Source organism: Hydrogenophaga crocea (assembly GCF_011388215.1).
In the GTDB taxonomy this organism is placed as follows: domain Bacteria; phylum Pseudomonadota; class Gammaproteobacteria; order Burkholderiales; family Burkholderiaceae_C; genus Hydrogenophaga; species Hydrogenophaga crocea.
Window position 1 is genome coordinate 1,350,420 of the sequence record NZ_CP049989.1, and the last position, 17,551, is coordinate 1,367,970.

A 17,551-nucleotide genomic window follows, 5' to 3' on the forward strand; every position below is an offset into this window, starting at 1 on the left:
TGGTTGGTTCGACTTCTTACGGGCGCAGCAGGTCGTTCAGGCTGGTCTTGGCGCGGGTCTGCGCATCGACGCGCTTGACGATCACGGCCGCGTACAGGCTGTACTTGCCACCGTCCTTGGGCAGGCTGCCGCTGATCACGACCGAGCCCGCGGGCACGCGGCCGTAGCTCACTTCGCCCGTGGCGCGGTCGTAGATCGGGGTGCTCTGGCCGATGTACACGCCCATGCTGATCACCGAGTTTTCCTCGACGATGACGCCTTCGACGATCTCCGAGCGCGCGCCGATGAAGCAGTTGTCTTCGATGATGGTCGGGTTGGCCTGCAGGGGTTCGAGCACGCCGCCCAGACCCACGCCGCCCGAGAGGTGCACGTTCTTGCCCACCTGGGCGCAGCTGCCCACGGTGGCCCAGGTGTCGACCATGGTGCCTTCGTCCACATAGGCGCCGATGTTCACGTAGCTGGGCATGAGGATGGCGCCCTTGGCGATGAAACTGCCGCGGCGGGCCACGGCCGGCGGCACCACGCGCACGCCGGTGGCCTTCATCTCTTCGGGCGAGAGGTGGGCGAACTTGGTCTGCACCTTGTCGAAGAAGCCCAGGTCGCCCGCGCGCATGATCTCGTTGTCCTTGAGGCGGAACGACAGCAGCACGGCCTTCTTGATCCACTGGTGCACCGTCCACTGGCCCACGCCTTCGCGGGTGGCCACGCGCAGGCGGCCCTTGTTGAGCTCGGCGATCACGTGCTCGACGGCGTCGGTCACCTCCTTGGGGGCGGCGGCGGGCGACAGCGAGGCGCGGTTGTCCCAGGCGGTGTCGATGATGGCTTGCAGTTGTTGGCTCATGGGGTGATGGGCTAGGGGAGAAAGGGAATCGGTCAGGCGTTGGCGCGGCAGAAGCCGGCGATGCGGTGCGCGGCCTCCAGGCATTCGTCGACGCCGGCCACCAGGGCCAGGCGCACGCGCCCGGCACCGGGGTTGTGCCCCTGCACCGTGCGCGCGAGGTAGCTGCCGGGCAGGACGGTCACATTGTATTGAGCGAGCAATTCGCGCGCGAAAGCCTCGTCGGCGCTCAGGCCCGGGGCGCGCTGCGCGAAGGCCGCGGGCACGCCGGCCCAGAGGTAGAAGGAGGCATCGGGCAGGGCAACGTCGAGCACCTCGGCCAGCACCGGCGTGACCTGGGCGAACTTTTCGCGGTAGAGACGGCGGTTGTCGACCACGTGGGCTTCGTCGCCCCAGGCGGCCACGCTCGCGGCCTGCACCACCGGGCTCATGGCGCCGCCGTGGTAGGTGCGGTAGAGCAGGAAGGCCTTGAGCAGCTCGGCGTCGCCCGCCACGAAGCCGCTGCGCAGGCCCGGCACGTTGCTGCGCTTGGACAGGCTGGTGAAGGCCACCAGGCGCTTGAAGTCGCTGCGGCCCAGCTGCGCCGCGGCCTGCAGGCCGCCCAGCGGGGCTTCGTCGCGGAAGTAGATCTCGCTGTAGCACTCGTCGGAGGCGATCACGAAGCCGTGGCGGTCGCTGAGCGCGAACAGCTTGCGCCATTCGTCCAGCGGCATCACCGCGCCCGCGGGGTTGCCCGGCGAGCACACGTAGATGAGCTGCGTGCGCGCCCAGACGGCCTCGGGCACGCTGTCCCAGTCGACCGCGAAATTGCGTTCGGCCACGCTGGCCACGTAGTGCGGCTGCGCGCCCGCGAGCAGGGCCGCGCCCTCGTAGATTTGGTAGAAGGGGTTGGGGCAGACCACGGTGGCGCCTTCGCGCGTGGGGTCGACCACCACCTGCGCGAACGCAAACAGCGCCTCGCGCGAGCCGTTCACCGGCAGCACCTGGGTGGCCGCGTCCACCGCCAGGCCGTAGCGCCGCTGCAGCCAGCCGGCGCAGGCCTCGCGCAGCCGCGGCTCGCCCGCGGTGGCGGGGTAGCTCGAAAGGCCGTCGCCGAGGGCGTCGGCCAGCGCGCGCTTGAGGAAATCGGGGGCGGGGTGCTTGGGCTCGCCGATGCCCAGGCTGATGGGGCGGTGGGCGGACGCGGGCTTCACGTCCGCAAAAAGCCGGCGCAGCCGCTCGAAGGGGTAGGGCTGCAGGCGCTGGAGCAGGGGGTTCATGGGCCGCGATTATCGGGGAGGGCGCTGATGAATCTGTCATGCGGCCGAGGCCCGGGCCCAAGCGCACGGGCCGCCGCTAGTCTCGCCGGCCGACACCGACTAGGGCCAGGCATGGACAAGAGATCGAGCTTCATTTCGCTGAACCGCGGCACCCGCAGCGCCCACCGCACCGGCAGCGGCCGCCCGCCGGACCGGCGTTCGCCGCCAGCGACCCCGGATGCGGTCTTGCCCCGCATCGACGAGGACACGGTTCTGAATCCCCGCGCCGAGCCGCTGGCCGAGGTCCGGCCCGAGGGCGAGCCGTTCAGCATCACGCTGCAAGGCGACCGCCACGCCACCATGGCGGTGCCGCCGAACTGGCAGCTGCCCATGCTCCTGGGCGCGGTGACCGAGGGCCGCCTGGGCGTGGGCCAGGCCTGGTTCGAGTCCGACGGCCTGCACCTCACGGGCCCGGCCGCGGCGGACACCCTGCGCCAACTGACCGACGCCCTGCTCGTGCTCAACGAACTCGGCGTGGGCTCGCGCCCTGGGCCGGGCGTGCTGGACGTGCTGGTCAAGGCCCCCTCGCTGATGTCGGCGCCGACGCGGGGCGTGCGGCTGGTGGCGCTCGACGGGCAGACCCGCATCGCTGGCGACGCCCAGTGGGCGCTGGCCGTGCTGGTCGATCTGGCCGCGCATTCGCCCACGGTGGCCTGCGCCTTCATGGGGCGCCTGACGCCGCGCATGCAGCAAAACCTGCTGGGCCGCTGCCCGTCGGCCATCCACACCGTGGTGGCGCGGCTGTCGGAGGCGCGCGACCGGCGGGCCTGGATCGAATGCCTGGAAGCGGGTCTGGGCCGGGCCCTGCGCACCCGCGCCGAGGGCCGGGATGTGCTGGCCTGGATCGCCGGCTGCCCGCCCTGGGCCGCTGGCGCGCTGCACCGGCAATGGACGGCTTGCGAGGACGCGGCGGCGAAAGCCTGGTGCCTGCGCAGCTGTCCGCCGCTGGCCGAGGCCCTGGCCCGGCTCGCCGAGGCCGCCGACCTCGCGGCTTCGGGCATGGGGCGCGGTCCGCAGCCGCGCCCCACCTGGGGCACGCTCACCGTGGGCCTGGAGCAACCGCCCGCCCAGGTGCTGGCGGCCTTGCGTGTGCACGAGGAGCCGCCCGAGGGCAGTGTCTGGTGGAACCTGGGGGTCGGCTTCCTGCGGCGGCGGGCAGGGCAGATCGTGAGCGGCGAAGCCGAGCACCCCGAGGGCTGCCTGGCCTGTTACCAGGACGTGGTCGAGGCCTCGCGCCTGCTGCTCAAGCAGGGCACCGCCACCTTGCGGCTGCACGCGGTCTGCAGCGAGGTGGCCGCGCTGTACGCCGACAAGCGTGTGGATGACCAGCGCCTGGCCTGGCTGCTCGGCCAGCTGTACCGCAACGCCCAGACCTCGTTCGCCCACGCCGTGGGCCATGCCTTCCGCCAGCACTGTGCCGCGCCGGCCTCGAGCCGGCTGGTCCTCGAGGCGGCCGGCGCGGGCGAACGCGCGCATGTGGACCTTCAGGACAATGTCCATCTGCGCTGGTTGCTCGCGGCCCTGGTGCTCACGGCCTGCGCCGATCCGGCCTTTCAGGCGAGTCTGCCGCTCGACGCCCGCAAGCCCTTGCAGGCGCTGTTGGGCCCCCTGGAGCCGCCCCTGGTGCAGCGCCTGGCCCCCGACGGGCTCGAGAAGGCGCCCTGGCGCGTGCAGTACCTCTGGCGCGGCGAGCTGGCGTCGGACGACCAGGACTTCGCGCTCACCAGCCAGGTGTTCGCCGGCATTCTGCGCAAGGCCGTGCACGGCGAGCACCCCATCCGGCCCGAAGAGATCAACGAACTCGCCGCGCAGATCGCGGGCGCGCAGCAGCACGACGACCTGATCGCCTGGACGTCTTTGCTGCTGGCGCAATTCCCGGCCGACCAGGACTACCAGCAATGCGTGGCCAAGATGCTCGTCAACACGGCCTGTCGGCTGTTGGAGGCGAGCCCCGGCCAGTGGCCATGGGCCGATCGGTTCCTGAGCCTGCTGTGCCGCGCCGACACGGTATGGATCGCTCGCCTTCAAGACGCCAAGCCGCACGCGATCTCGTCGCGGCTGTGTTGCACCGAGACGCTGATCCGCGTGCAGCGGCTGCTCTCAGGCCGCAAGGAGAAGCGGGCCCAACAACGTGTGTGCGCGTGGATGGCACAACTGCCGGTGTCGGTGGGCTCGCTCGCCACGGACGAGACCCGGGACCTCGCCGCTTACATCTTCACGCTTCAACGCAGCCACGGCCTGGACCTGCTCAACGCCGACGAGCGTGGCGTCGTGGCGATCTACCTGAACAGCCACCAATCCCCTGCCTGGCGCGGGTCTTACACCTGAGCCCGGCGCGCCCGCAGCGCGTTCTGCCGCAGGGCCTGATAGAACTGGTCGAGCGAGAGCATCAGCGTGAGCATCACCGTGGTGGCGATCACCAGCATGGGCAGGCTGAACACCGCCACATAGCCCGTGCCCTGCGGAATGGCCGTGCGCTCGGTGGTGGTGCACACGAACTCGGCCGCGGCCATGCCGGTGTAGTGCATGGCGCACACCGCCACGCCCATGACCACCGAGGCCGCAATGCGCCGCGGCAGCGTGGCGATGTTGAAGGCCAGCCAGAGCGCGGCGGTGGCCGCCACCACGGCGATCAGCATGGACAGGCCCACGAGACCCATGTCCCAGGCGATGAAGCCGTAGATCTTCAGGCCGAACATGCCCAGGTAGTGCATGAGCACCACGCTCATGCCGAGCAGGAAGCCCGCCAGCAGCAGACGCGCCAGGCTGTCGGGGCGGCGCGCGGCCAGCACCACCGAGCCCGCGGTGGCGCCCACGGCCACCAGCAGCGAGGTGAAGGTCTCGAGCATGGAATAGCTGCTGCCCACGTCCATGCGCAGCGCGAGCATGCCGATGAAGTGCATGGACCACACGCCCACGCCGCCCAGGGCGATGCCCACGGTGAGCACGTTGCTCCAGGCCAGCTCGCCCCGGCGGCCGCGCAGGCGGCCGGCGGCGGTGAGCGCCACGAAGGAGCCGGCAACGGCGAAAGCGAAGGACAGGGCCACGAGGCCGGCGTCCCAGGAAGTATTCACGGTCGGATTCATGATCGGGTCTCTGTCAGCACTTGGTATTCAGGAAAGGCCTGCCCGAATTTTGTTGGCATGCTTTCAATGCGACAAGGCCGTGGCAGCGCCGATCGCGTCCGCCGTGCGTTCTGACCATGAAATTTCGCACCCGGGGCCCGCAGGTATCATCCCCCGGCCGAGCCCTTCCAGGGCCGGGCCCCTGCCATTGCCGACCCCCCGGACCGCGCCGTGCGTCTCACCTCGATCAAGCTCTCCGGCTTCAAATCCTTCGCCGAACCGACCAACTTCATGCTCCCCGGCCAGCTGGTCGGCGTGGTGGGGCCGAACGGGTGCGGCAAGTCCAACATCATGGACGCGGTGCGCTGGGTGCTGGGCGAGTCCAAGGCCTCCGAGCTGCGCGGCGAGTCCATGCAGGACGTGATCTTCAACGGCACCACCAGCCGCAAGCCCGCGAGCCGCTCCAGCGTCGAGCTGGTGTTCGACAACAGCGACCACCGCGCGGGCGGCCAGTGGGGCCAGTTCACCGAGATCGCCGTCAAGCGCGTGCTCACGCGCGACGGCACCAGCAGCTACTACATCAACAACCAGCCGGTGCGCCGCCGCGACGTGCAGGACGTGTTCCTGGGCACCGGCCTGGGCCCGCGCGCCTACGCCATCATCGGCCAGGGCACCATCAGCCGCATCATCGAGAGCAAGCCCGAAGAGCTGCGCCTGTTCCTCGAAGAAGCCGCGGGCGTGTCCAAGTACAAGGAACGCCGCCGCGAGACCGCGCACCGCCTCGCCGACACGCGCGAAAACCTCACGCGGGTCGAAGACATCCTGCGCGAGCTCAACGCCAACCTCGACAAGCTCGAGCGGCAGGCCGAGGTGGCCGCGCAGTACCACGCGCTCAATGCCAGCGCCACGCTCAAGCAGCACCAGCTCTGGTTCCTGAAGCGCGCCGAGGCCGAGGCCGACCAGGCCCGCATCCAGAAAGACGCGGCCCAGGCCGTGAACGACCTCGAATCGCGCACCGCCGACCTGCGCCGCGTGGAAAGCGAGCTCGAAACCATCCGCCAGGCGCACTACGCGGCCGGCGACCAGGTGAACCAGGCCCAGGGCAAGCTCTACGAGGCCAGCGCCGAGGTGGGCAAGCTCGAGGCCGAGATCCGCTTCGTGGTTGAAGGTCGCCAGCGCGTGGAGCAGCGCCTGGCCCAGCTCAAGGAGCAGATCGCCTCGTGGTCCACGCGCAGCGAGGACGCCGCGGTGGAGCTCGAACAGCTGGCCGAGAAGATCCTTGGCGCCGAAGAACAATCGGTCGTGCTCGCGGCCCAGGGCGAAGAGCAGGCCGGCGCGCTGCCCGCGCTCGAAGACGCGTTGCGCGCCGCGCAGGCGCGTGCCAACGAGCAGCGTACGGCCGTGGGCCAGGTGCAGCAGCAGATCCAGGTGCTGGCGGCCGAGCAGCGCAACATCGAGGAACAGTCGCGCGGCCTGAACCAGCGCCGCGAGCGCCTGCTGGCCGACCGCAATGCCCTGGCCGCGCCCGACGAGGCCCGCCTGCTCAACGCGCAGGGCGCGCTGCAGACCGCGCAGGCCCTGGCCGAAGAAACCGATGCCCGCCTGCACGAGCTGCAGGAGCAGGTGCCCCAGCTCGACGACGCGCGCCGCACGGCCCAGGCCGAGGTGAACGCGCAGTCGGCGAAACAGGCCGACCTCAGCGCGCGCCTGGAAGCGCTCAAGGCGCTGCAGGAAAAGGTGCGCACCGACGGCAAGCTCAAGCCCTGGCTCGCCAAGCACGGCCTCGACGGCCTGCAGGGCCTGTGGAGCCGCATCCACGTGGAGCCGGGCTGGGAGAACGCGCTCGAAGCCGCGTTGCGCGAGCGCCTGGGCGCGCTCGAAGTCTCGCGGCTGGAAATGGTGCGCGCCTTCGCCAACGACGCGCCGCCCACACGCCTGGCCTTCTACCAGCCGCCCGCGGCGGGCGCCGGCGCCGAGGCCTCGGGCGCGCTCAAGCCGCTGGCCCAGTGGCTGCGCCTGAACGACGCCGCGCAGCAGGCGCTGCTCGGCGACTGGCTGCGCGGCTGCTACAGCGCCGCCACGCTCGACGAGGCCCTGGCGCTGCGCGGCCAGCTGCAAGCCGGCGACACCATCTACGTGGCCAGCGGCCACGCGGTCAGCGCGCACAGCGTGGCCTTCTATGCACCCGACAACGAGCAGGCCGGCCTGCTCGCGCGCGCCCAGGAAATCGAGAACCTGGACAAGCAGCTCAAGGCCCAGGTGCTGATCGCCGAACAGGCGCGCTCGGCGCTGGTGCGCGCCGAGGCCGCCTACAGCGACGCCTCGCAGCGCCTGGTGGGTGCGCGCCGCGAAGCCGCCGAGGCGCAGAGCCGCGCGCACGAGCTGCAGGTCGAGGCGCTGCGCCTGACGCAGCAGGCCGAGCAGACGCGTGCGCGCAGCGAACAGATCGCGGCCGACCTCGCCGAGGTCGACGCCCAGCTCGAAGACCTGCAGGAGCGCCGCGTGACGGCCGAGGCGCGCTTCGAAGAACTCGACATGCAGCTCGCCGACAGCCAGGAGCGCCACGCCCAGCTCGACGACGCCGTGATCGAGGCCGAGCGCCGCCTCAACCAGGCGCGCGAGCAGCAGCGCGCGCTCGAACGCAACGCGCAGGAGGCCACTTTCTCGTTGCGCAGCCTGCAGGCGCGCCAGGCCGAGCTGCAGCGCGCCATCGACACCGCGGGCCAGCAGGAAAAGGCGCTGATCGACGAAGAGCAGCGCGCGCGCGACGAGTTCGCGCGCCTGAACGACGCCGCGGCCCAGGCGGGGCTGCAGACCGCGCTGGCCGCCAAGACCGAGCGCGAGCAGGCGCTGTCGGCGCTGCGCAGCCAGTACGACGACCTCACCATGAAGCTGCGCGCGAGCGACGAACGCCGCCTGCAGCTCGAACGCGAGCTCGAGCCGCTGCGCAGCCGCATCACCGAATTCCAGCTCAAGGAACAGGCTGCGCGCCTGGGCGTGGAGCAGTACAGCCAGATGCTCGACGAGGCCGAGGCCGACCGCGCCGCGATCGCGCAGAGCATCACCGAGGGCAATGTGCGCCTGGCCGGCCTGCAGGGCGAGATCGACCGCCTGCACCGCGAGATCCAGGCGCTGGGGGCGGTCAACCTGGCCGCGCTCGACGAGCTCACGGCCGCGCGCGAGCGCAAGACCTTCCTCGATTCGCAGACCGCCGACCTCACCGAGGCCATCAACACGCTCGAAGACGCGATCAAGAAGATCGACAACGAAACCCGCGAACTGCTGGCCTCGACCTTCGAGACCGTCAACACGCACTTCGGCCGCATGTTCCCCGAGCTGTTCGGCGGCGGCAACGCCAAGCTCATGATGACCGGCGAAGAGATCCTCGACGCCGGCGTGCAGGTGATGGCGCAGCCGCCCGGCAAGAAGAACCAGACCATCCACCTGCTCTCGGGCGGCGAAAAGGCGCTCACCGCGATCGCGCTGGTGTTCGCCATCTTCCAGCTCAACCCGGCGCCGTTCTGCCTGCTCGACGAGGTGGACGCGCCGCTCGACGACGCCAACACCGAACGCTACGCCAAGCTCGTGAGCGCCATGAGCAAGGACACGCAGTTCCTGTTCATCAGCCACAACAAGATCGCGATGGAAATGGCCCAGCAACTCATCGGCGTGACCATGCAGGAGCAAGGCGTCTCGCGCATCGTGGCGGTCGACATGGAGTCGGCCGCGGGGATGCTGTCATGAGCAGCCTGCAAGTGGGTCTGGCGGTCATCGGCGGCCTGGTGCTGGCCGCGGTGGTGGCCTACAACGCCTGGGTCACGCGCCAGAGCGCGCCGCGCACCGCGCGCGAACGCGGCGCCGCGCCCGCGCCGGGCGAGCGCGAGCACATCGAGCCCACGCTCGACCCGCTCGGCGACGCGCCGGCCGAACGCCGCGAACCGGTGCTGGGCGATCCCGAGTCGCCCGACGAGTCGGCCGTGGTCACGGTGCCCGGCGAACTGCTCGCGGCCGCGCGCGACGAAGCGCCCGCGCCCATGGCCCCGGCCCTGCCCGTGGCCGAGCGCCGCCCCGCGCCCGCGCTCGACGCGCTGATCGACGTGATCGCGCCGCTCTCGCTCGAACACGAGGTCTCGGGCGATGCCGTGCTGCTGGCGCTGCCCGCCACGCGCCGTGTGGGCAGCAAGCCGTTCGCGGTGGAGGGCTTCACGCCCGACGGCGCCGAATGGGAAAGCCCGCGCCCGGGCCAGCGCTACCGCGCGCTGCAGGCCGGCGTGCAGCTGGCCAACCGCGCGGGCGCGCTCAACGACATCGAGTTTTCCGAGTTCGTGGTGAAGGCCCAGGCCTTCGCCGACGCGGTGGGCGCCAGCCCCGATTTCCCCGACATGCGCGCCGAGGTGGCGCGTGCGCGCGAGCTCGACGCCTTCGCCAGCGGCCACGACGCGCAGCTGGGCTTCACGCTGCGCGCGCGCCGCGCCGCCTGGAGCCCCGGCTATGTGGCGCAGCACGCGGCACGCATCGGCTTCGTGGCTGGCGCGCTGCCGGGCCGCATGGTGCTCGCGGCCACCCAGCCCGGCCTGCCGCCCGTGCTGGTGCTCAGCTTCGACGCCCAGGCCGCCATGGCCGACGACCCCGAGCAGAGCGCGCTGCGCGAGGTGACGCTGTCGCTCGAGGTCACGCACGTGGCGCGCGAGGAGCAGGCCTTCCTGCGCCTGCGCCAGGCCGCACAGGCCCTGGCCGAGGCCATGGACGGCGTGGTCACCGACGACACCGGCGTGCCGCTGTCGGCCGAGACCATGGACCGCATCGGCGCCGACCTCGAGGCCCTGTACGACGCGCTCGACGCGCGCGACCTGTCGGCAGGCTCGCCGCAGGCGCGCCGCCTGTTTTCCTGATCATGACCTCGCTAGACCTGTTCGCGGCCGCGCCCACGCCGGCCGAGCGCGCGGCCGAGCTGCGCGCGCAGCTGCACCGCCACGCGCACCTCTACTACACCCTCGACCAGCCCGAGATCCCCGACGCCGAATACGACCGGCTGTTCCGCGAGCTGCAGGCGATCGAGGCCGAGCACCCCGAACTGCTCACGCCCGACTCGCCCACCCAGCGCGTGGGCGGCACGGTGCTCAAGACGCTGCCGCCGGTGCGCCACGCGGTGCCCATGCTGAGCATCCGCACCGAGACCGACACCGAGGCCAGCGGCGCTGCCGCCTTCGACGCGCGTGTGCGCCGCGAACTCGGCCTGGGCGAGGCGGACCCGCCGGTCGAATACGTGGCCGAACTCAAGTTCGACGGCCTGGCCATGAGCCTGCGCTACGAGCGCGGCGTGCTGGTGTGCGCGGCCACGCGCGGCGACGGCGAGAACGGCGAAGACGTGACGCACAACGTGCGCACCATCGGCCAGATCCCCTTGCGGCTGCCCGAGGGCGTGCCCGAGGTGCTCGAAGTGCGTGGCGAGGTCTACATGCGCCGCGACGATTTCGAGGCCCTGAACGAACGCCAGCGCCAGAAGATCGCCGCGGGGGCCAAGGGCGAGAAGACCTTCGTGAACCCGCGCAACGCCGCGGCCGGCGCGGTGCGCCAGCTCGACTCGCGCATCGCGCGCGAACGCCCGCTGAGCTTCTTCGCCTACGGCTGGGGCGAGGTGGTGGGCGACGCCGCGCCGCCGGCCACGCAGTTCGACTGGCTCATGCGCCTGAAGGCCTGGGGCTTTCCGGTGGCCGAACAGACCGCCGTGTGCCTGGGCGCCGAGGCGCTGGTGGCCTTCCACCGCCGCATCGGCGAGGCGCGCGACGCGCTGCCCTACGACATCGACGGCGTGGTCTACAAGGTCAATCCGCTGGCCCTGCAGCAGCGCCTGGGCTTCGTCACGCGCGAGCCGCGCTGGGCCGTGGCCCACAAGTACCCGGCGCAAGAGCAGCTCACCACGGTGCAGGCCATCGACGTGCAGGTGGGCCGCACCGGCAAGCTCACGCCCGTGGCCAAGCTCGCGCCGGTGTTCGTGGGCGGCGTCACCGTCACCAACGCCACGCTGCACAACGAACTCGAAGCGCGCCGCAAGGACGTGCGCGTGGGCGACACCGTGGTGGTGCGCCGCGCGGGCGACGTGATTCCCGAGGTGGTCTCGGTGCTGGCCGACAAGCGCGCGGGCGATCCGCCGCCCTTCACCATGCCCACGCATTGCCCGGTCTGTGGCAGCGACGCCGTGCGCGAAGAGGGCGAGGCCGACCACCGCTGCACCGGCGGGCTGTTCTGCGCCGCTCAGCGCAAGCAGGCCATCCTGCACTACGCGCAGCGGCGCGCGCTCGACATCGAAGGCCTGGGCGACAAGCTCGTGGAGCAGCTGGTGGACAGCGGCCTCATCAAGACCCTGCCCGACCTCTACAAGCTCGGCTTCACCGCGCTCGCGGCGCTCGAACGCATGGCCGAGAAGTCGGCGCAGAACGTGCTCGACGCGCTCGAGAAGAGCAAACACACCACGCTGCCGCGCTTCCTGTTCGGCCTGGGCATCCGCCACGTGGGCGAGGCCACGGCCAAAGACCTCGCGCGCCACTTCGGCGGCATCGACCGCATCATGGACGCGAGCGTGGACGCGCTGCTGCAGGTCAACGACGTGGGCCCGGTGGTGGCGCAGAGCATCCGCACCTTCTTCGACCAGCCGCACAACCGCGAGGTGGTGGAGCAGCTGCGCGCCGCGGGCGTGCAGTGGCCCGAAGGCGAGGGCGCGCAGAACACGCCGCAGCCGCTGCTGGGCAAGACCTTCGTGCTCACGGGCACCCTGCCCACGCTGGGCCGCGAAGACGCCAAGGCCCTGCTCGAAGCCGCGGGCGCCAAGGTCGCGGGCTCGGTCAGCAAGAAGACCGACTACGTGGTGGCCGGCGCCGAGGCCGGCAGCAAGCTGGAGAAGGCGCAGGCGCTCGGCGTGGCGGTGATCGACGAGGCGGCGATGCTGGCGCTGCTCAACCCCCCTGGAGACGCTGCATGACCGTGCACACCATCCTCAAGATGGGCGACCCGCGCCTGCTGCGCCACGCCCGGCCCGTGACCGCCTTCGACACGCCCGATCTGCACCGCCTGGTGGCCGACCTGCACGACACCATGGCCGCGGCCAATGGCGCCGGCCTGGCCGCGCCGCAGATCGGTGTCGACCTGCAGGTGGTGATCTTCGGCAGCGGCGCGCCCAACCCGCGCTACCCGGAGGCGCCCATCGTGCCCCGCACCGTGCTGATCAATCCCGTCATCACGCCCTTGTCCGACGAGGAGGAAGAGGGCTGGGAAGGCTGTCTCTCGGTGCCGGGCCTGCGCGGTGTGGTGCCGCGCTGGCGGCGCATCCGCTACCAGGGCTTCGACGCCTTCGGTCAGGCCATCGACCGCGAGGCCGAGGGCTTCCATGCGCGCGTGGTGCAGCACGAATGCGACCACCTCTGGGGCACGCTCTACCCGATGCGGGTGCGCGACTTCACGCGCTTCGGTTTCACCGAGGTGCTGTTCCCCGGCCTGGACGCGAACGACGACGATTGAAGTCTGCAAGCGGGTGCGTGGGCACCCGCACATCGGATGGGGCCATTGCGCTGGCGCGCACGTGCCCCGCAGGCGCTCCGCACAATGCGCCGGTTCGCGGCCCTGGCGGGCCGCATCCGTTTCAAGGAGAACCCGATGACCACCCTGTTCGAGCCCACCACCGCCGGCGACCTGCGCCTGAAGAACCGCGTCGTGATGGCCCCGCTCACGCGCAACCGCGCGCCCAACGCCGTGCCCACGCCGCTCATGGCCACCTACTACCGCCAGCGCGCCAGCGCCGGCCTGCTGATCACCGAAGCCACCGCCATCAGCCACCAGGGCCAGGGCTATGCCGACGTGCCCGGCCTCTACGGCCCCGACCAGATCGCGGGCTGGAAGCAGGTGACCGACGCGGTGCACGCCGCGGGCGGCACCATCGTGACCCAGCTCTGGCACGTGGGCCGTGTCTCGCACACCGAACTGCAACCCGGCAAGGCCGCGCCCGTGGCGCCGTCGGCCATCGCGGCCAAGACCAAGACCGTGCTGATCGTGGACGGCAAGCCCAGCTTCGTGGACACCTCCACGCCGCGCGCGCTCGAGCTGTCCGAACTGCCCGGCATCGTCGAGGACTACCGCCGCGCCGCGCTGGCCGCGATCGAGGCCGGCTTCGACGGCGTGGAGGTGCACGCGGCCAACGGCTACCTGCTCGACCAGTTCCTCAAGACCGGCGCCAACCAGCGCACCGACGCGTATGGCGGCTCCATCGCCAACCGCGCGCGCCTGCTGCTCGAGGTGGTGCGCGCCGTGACGGGCGCGATCGGCGCTGGCCGTACCGGCATCCGACTCTCGCCGGTGACCCCGGCCAACGACGTGATCGACGCCGATCCGCAGCCGCTGTTCGAGCACGTGGTGCGCGAGCTCGCACCGCTGGGCCTGGCGTACATCCACGTGATCGAGGGCGCCACCGGCGGCCCGCGCGAGGTCGATGGCCGGCCCTTCGACTACGCCGCGCTGCGCCAGGCCTGGCGCGCCGCGGGCGGGCAGGGCGCCTGGATGGTCAACAACGGCTACGACCTGCCGCTGGCCGAGCAGTCGCTGCGCGACGGCGCCGACCTCGTGGCCTTCGGCCGCCCCTTCATCGCCAACCCCGACCTGGTGGCGCGTCTGCGCAGCGGCGGCCCGTTCAACACGCCCGACAAGAACACCTTCTACGGCGGCGGCGCGCAGGGCTACACCGACTACCCCACGCTCGCCACGGCCTGAGGCCGCGGCCGGCCCCCGGGCGGTTTATCCTCGGGGGCCATGAAGCTCTACAACTACTTCCGCTCCTCCGCCTCGTTTCGCGTGCGCATCGCGCTGCACCTCAAGGGCCTGCCCTTCGAGTACGTGCCGGTGCACATCGCCAAAGGCGAACACAAGCAGGCGGCCTGGGCCGGGGTGTTGACCGAAGGCCTGGTGCCCGCGCTGGAGCTCGACGACGGCACGCGGCTCACGCAGTCCATGGCCATCATCGAGTACCTCGACGAGACCCAGCCCGGCGCGCGCCTGCTGCCCACCGATGCGCTGGGCCGTGCCCGCGTGCGCGCGCTGGCGCAGATCGTGGCCTGCGAGATCCACCCGATCAACAACCTGCGCGTGCTCAAGTACCTCACGCGCGAGCTCAAGGTGGAAGACGAGCCCAAGAACGTCTGGTACCGCCACTGGGTGCGCGAAGGCCTGGAGGCCTTCGAGCGCCAGCTCGCCGCCGGCCCAACGGGCCGCTTCTGCCACGGCGACACGCCCACGCTGGCCGACTGCTGCCTCGTGCCGCAGATCTTCAACGGCCAGCGCTTCAACACCGACTTCAGCGGCCTCACGCGCACCATGGCGGTGTTCGAGCAGTGCATGCAGCACGAGGCCTTCCAGAAGGCGCAGCCCTCGGCCTGCCCCGACGCCGAGGCCTGATGGCCGAGGGCAGCGCCTTCGCGCCCGACTGGCCCGCGCCCGCGGGCGTGCGTGCGCTGTGCACCACGCGCGCGGGCGGTGCCTCGGTGGCGCCGTTCGACAGCTTCAACCTCGGCGACCACGTGCGCGACGAGCCGGCCGCCGTGGTCGCCAACCGCGCCGCACTGGCCCGGCTCACCGCGCCGGCGCGGCCGGTGTTCCTGCAGCAGGTGCATGGCACCCAGGTGCTGCACCTGGAACCTGAGACCCCCGATGGCGCGGTGGCCGACGCCGCGCTCGTGACCGTGCCCGGTGTGGCCGCCACCATCATGGTGGCCGACTGCCTGCCGGTGCTGTTCGCGCACGGCTCGGGCCGGGCGGTGGCGGCCGCGCACGCGGGCTGGCGCGGCCTGGTGGGCGGGGTGCTCGAAGCCACGGCAGGCGCGCTGCGCGAGGCCGCGGGTCCGGGCGAGGTGCTGGCCTGGCTCGGCCCGGCCATCGGGCCCACGGCCTTCGAGGTCGGTGACGAGGTGCGCGAGGCCTTCGTGGCGGCCGATCCCGCCGCGGCGGGGCATTTCAGGCCGCACGAGACGGCCGGCAAATGGTGGGCGAACCTGCCCGGTCTGGCGCGCCAGCGGCTCGCGGCCGCGGACGTGGTCGCGGTGCATGGCAACGACGGTGGCCCCGGCTGGTGCACCGTGGGCCAGCCCTCACGGTTCTTTTCGCACCGGCGCGACGCCGCCCGCCTCGGCAGCACCGGCCGTTTCGCGGCCTGCGTCTGGCTGGGCTGAGGCCGCCGCGCGGGCCGCGTCCTGCGCGGCCTCCTGCGCCCGGCGCTCGCGCCGCCGCTGGGGCGTGCGCATCACGTAAACGATGATGGCGACGGGCACAAGACCGTAGAGAAAAAAGGTCACAATGGCCCCGAGCACCGAACCGGTCGTGTTCATGGCTTCGGCCACCGACATCATCAACACGACATACATCCAACCAATCACGATCAGGTACACGGCTTGCTTTCTGTGTGATCTGCGTCAAGTCCCTGAAAGGCGGCGCAGGGATACTTCGACCCATCAAGAGACAAAGGCCGAACTGTAGGCCACCGGCAATCGCCGAGGAGACATGCATGGCATCGGGCAAACCAGAACAGACCCCCGACTGGGCGCAGGCCGCGCAGCAGTTCCAGCAGCACCTGGTGCAGCAATGGACACAGCTGGCGCAGGCCTTCCCGGGCGCCGCGGCCATGCCCGCCCAGGGCGCCGACCCGCTGGCCGCCTTCCGGGCATTCATGCCGGCCGGCCAGGCCGCCTCGCCCCTGGGCTTGCCCGCGCTCGGCGAGCTGTTCCAGCAGGCGGGCGGGCAGGGCGTGCGCATCGACCCGGCGCAGCTGCTCGAGATCCAGCAGACCTACCTCAAGGAAGCCGCGGCGCTGTGGAACCAGGGTCTCACGCCCACGCCAGCGGGTGACCGCCGCTTCGCCGGCGAGGCCTGGGCGCAGAACCCGCTGTCCTCGTTCACCGCGGCCGCCTACCTGCTCAATGCGCGCACCCTCATGGCCCTGGCCGATGCGGTGCAGGGCGACGCCAAGACCCGCGCGCGCGTGCGCTTCGGCGTGCAGCAATGGATCGACGCCAGCGCGCCGAGCAACTTCCTGGCCTTCAACGCCGAGGCCCAGAAAAAGGCCATCGAGACCCAGGGCGAGAGCATCGCCAAGGGCGTGGCCAACCTGCTGCACGACATCCGCCAGGGCCATGTGTCCATGACCGATGAGAGCGTGTTCGAGGTGGGCCGCAACGTGGCCACCACCGAAGGCGCCGTGGTGTTCGAGAACGAGCTGTTCCAGCTCATCGAATACAAACCGTTGACGCCCAAGGTGTATGAGCGGCCCTTTCTGCTCGTGCCGCCCTGCATCAACAAGTTCTACATCCTCGACCTGCAGCCCGAGAACTCCTTCATCCGCTACGCGGTGGAGCAGGGCCACCGCACCTTCGTGGTGAGCTGGCGCAACCCCGACGAATCGCTGGGCCACAAGACCTGGGACGACTACATCGAGGACGCGGTCATCAAGGCCATCGACACCGTGCGCGACATCAGCGGCGCGGCCGACATCAACGCGCTGGGCTTTTGCGTGGGCGGCACCATGCTGGGCACGGCGCTCGCCGTGCTCGCGGGCCGCGGCGAGGACAAGGTGCACAGCGCGACCTTCCTCACCACGCTGCTCGACTTCACCGACACCGGCATCCTCGACGTCTTCATCGACGAGAACTTCGTGAAGTACCGAGAGCTGCAGTTCGCCAACGGCGGTCTCATGCCCGGCCGCGATCTCGCCACCACCTTCAGCTTCCTGCGCCCCAACGACCTGGTGTGGAACTACGTGGTGGGCAACTACCTCAAGGGCGAAACGCCGCCGCCCTTCGACCTGCTGTACTGGAACTCCGACAGCACCAACCTGCCCGGGCCGTACTACGCCTGGTACCTGCGCCACATGTACCTGCAGAACGACCTCGTCAAACCCGGCGCGGTCACGGTGTGCGGACAGAAGATCGATTTCCGTCGGGTCAAGCTGCCGGTCTACATCTACGGCTCGCGCGAAGACCACATCGTGCCCATCGGCGGCGCCTACGGTGCCACGCAGATTTTCCCGGGCAAGAAGCGCTTCGTCATGGGCGCCTCGGGCCACATCGCGGGCGTGATCAACCCCGCGAGCAAGGGCAAGCGCAGCCACTGGACCAGCAGCGGCACCCACTTCCCCAAGGACGTGAAAGACTGGATCGCCAACGCCACCGAGCACCCGGGCAGTTGGTGGACCGACTGGTCCGCGTGGCTCAAGCCCCAGGCCGGCAAGCAGATCGCCGCGCCCAGGGCCTATGGCCGCGGCAAGGCCTACTCCGCCATCGAACCCGCCCCGGGCCGCTACGTGAAGGCCCGGGCCTGAG

13 protein-coding genes are annotated in these 17,551 nt (G+C 71.0%); 9 read left to right on the top strand and 4 right to left on the bottom strand.

The window, feature by feature from the left end:
• Nucleotides 1-16 precede the first annotated feature (16 nt).
• Complete coding sequence (gene dapD / locus G9Q37_RS06620) at nucleotides 17-841, bottom strand: 2,3,4,5-tetrahydropyridine-2,6-dicarboxylate N-succinyltransferase (RefSeq protein WP_166226288.1); 825 nt, start codon at nucleotides 839-841, stop codon at nucleotides 17-19.
• 32 nt (nucleotides 842-873) lie between these two features.
• A complete protein-coding gene (gene dapC / locus G9Q37_RS06625; RefSeq protein WP_166226292.1) occupies nucleotides 874-2,097 on the bottom strand; it encodes a succinyldiaminopimelate transaminase in 1,224 nt (407 codons plus the stop codon).
• 225 nt (nucleotides 2,098-2,322) lie between these two features.
• Here dapC and G9Q37_RS06630 point away from each other — a divergent pair, with 225 nt between their 5' ends.
• Nucleotides 2,323-4,464 carry a hypothetical protein gene (locus G9Q37_RS06630; protein WP_166226296.1) on the top strand — a complete coding sequence of 714 codons (2,142 nt, stop codon included), beginning with the start codon at nucleotides 2,323-2,325 and terminating at the stop codon, nucleotides 4,462-4,464.
• On the opposite strand, the gene G9Q37_RS06635 is transcribed toward G9Q37_RS06630, so the two are convergent.
• Complete coding sequence (locus G9Q37_RS06635; protein ID WP_166226299.1) at nucleotides 4,455-5,222, bottom strand: MHYT domain-containing protein; 768 nt, start codon at nucleotides 5,220-5,222, stop codon at nucleotides 4,455-4,457. The genes G9Q37_RS06630 and G9Q37_RS06635 overlap by 10 nt on opposite strands.
• A gap of 210 nt (nucleotides 5,223-5,432) precedes the next feature.
• On the opposite strand from G9Q37_RS06635, the gene smc reads away from it, so the two are divergent.
• The 7 genes from smc (at nucleotide 5,433) to pgeF (ending at nucleotide 15,409) form a co-directional block, all read left to right on the top strand.
• A complete protein-coding gene (smc, locus tag G9Q37_RS06640; RefSeq protein WP_166226302.1) occupies nucleotides 5,433-8,945 on the top strand; it encodes a chromosome segregation protein SMC in 3,513 nt (1,170 codons plus the stop codon).
• A complete protein-coding gene (locus G9Q37_RS06645) occupies nucleotides 8,942-10,093 on the top strand; it encodes a cell division protein ZipA C-terminal FtsZ-binding domain-containing protein (protein ID WP_166226306.1) in 1,152 nt (383 codons plus the stop codon). Before smc ends, G9Q37_RS06645 begins: the two co-directional genes overlap by 4 nt.
• A 2-nt stretch (nucleotides 10,094-10,095) precedes the next feature.
• The gene (gene ligA / locus G9Q37_RS06650) at nucleotides 10,096-12,180 is read left to right on the top strand and encodes an NAD-dependent DNA ligase LigA (protein ID WP_166226309.1); all 2,085 of its coding nucleotides are present in this window, start codon (nucleotides 10,096-10,098) and stop codon (nucleotides 12,178-12,180) included.
• Nucleotides 12,177-12,716: a peptide deformylase gene (gene def / locus G9Q37_RS06655; protein WP_166226313.1), complete on the top strand. Its 540-nt coding sequence runs from the start codon at nucleotides 12,177-12,179 to the stop codon at nucleotides 12,714-12,716. The genes ligA and def overlap by 4 nt, the downstream gene beginning before the upstream one ends.
• A 135-nt stretch (nucleotides 12,717-12,851) precedes the next feature.
• A complete protein-coding gene (locus G9Q37_RS06660) occupies nucleotides 12,852-13,958 on the top strand; it encodes an alkene reductase (protein WP_166226316.1) in 1,107 nt (368 codons plus the stop codon).
• A gap of 39 nt (nucleotides 13,959-13,997) precedes the next feature.
• Nucleotides 13,998-14,639, top strand: a complete 642-nt coding sequence (gene maiA, locus G9Q37_RS06665) for a maleylacetoacetate isomerase (protein ID WP_166226320.1) — start codon at nucleotides 13,998-14,000, stop codon at nucleotides 14,637-14,639.
• Nucleotides 14,639-15,409 carry a peptidoglycan editing factor PgeF gene (gene pgeF, locus G9Q37_RS06670; protein ID WP_166226324.1) on the top strand — a complete coding sequence of 257 codons (771 nt, stop codon included), beginning with the start codon at nucleotides 14,639-14,641 and terminating at the stop codon, nucleotides 15,407-15,409. Before maiA ends, pgeF begins: the two co-directional genes overlap by 1 nt.
• Here the strand turns inward: pgeF and G9Q37_RS06675 are convergent.
• Nucleotides 15,329-15,625, bottom strand: a complete 297-nt coding sequence (locus G9Q37_RS06675; protein WP_166226328.1) for a hypothetical protein — start codon at nucleotides 15,623-15,625, stop codon at nucleotides 15,329-15,331. The two genes, pgeF and G9Q37_RS06675, sit on opposite strands and share 81 nt — an antisense overlap.
• Nucleotides 15,626-15,741: 116 nt before the next feature.
• On the opposite strand from G9Q37_RS06675, the gene G9Q37_RS06680 reads away from it, so the two are divergent.
• Nucleotides 15,742-17,550 (top strand): PHA/PHB synthase family protein, encoded by a 1,809-nt coding sequence (locus G9Q37_RS06680; protein WP_240936552.1) that lies wholly within the window; start codon nucleotides 15,742-15,744, stop codon nucleotides 17,548-17,550.
• The last annotated feature ends 1 nt before the right edge of the window (nucleotide 17,551 follow it).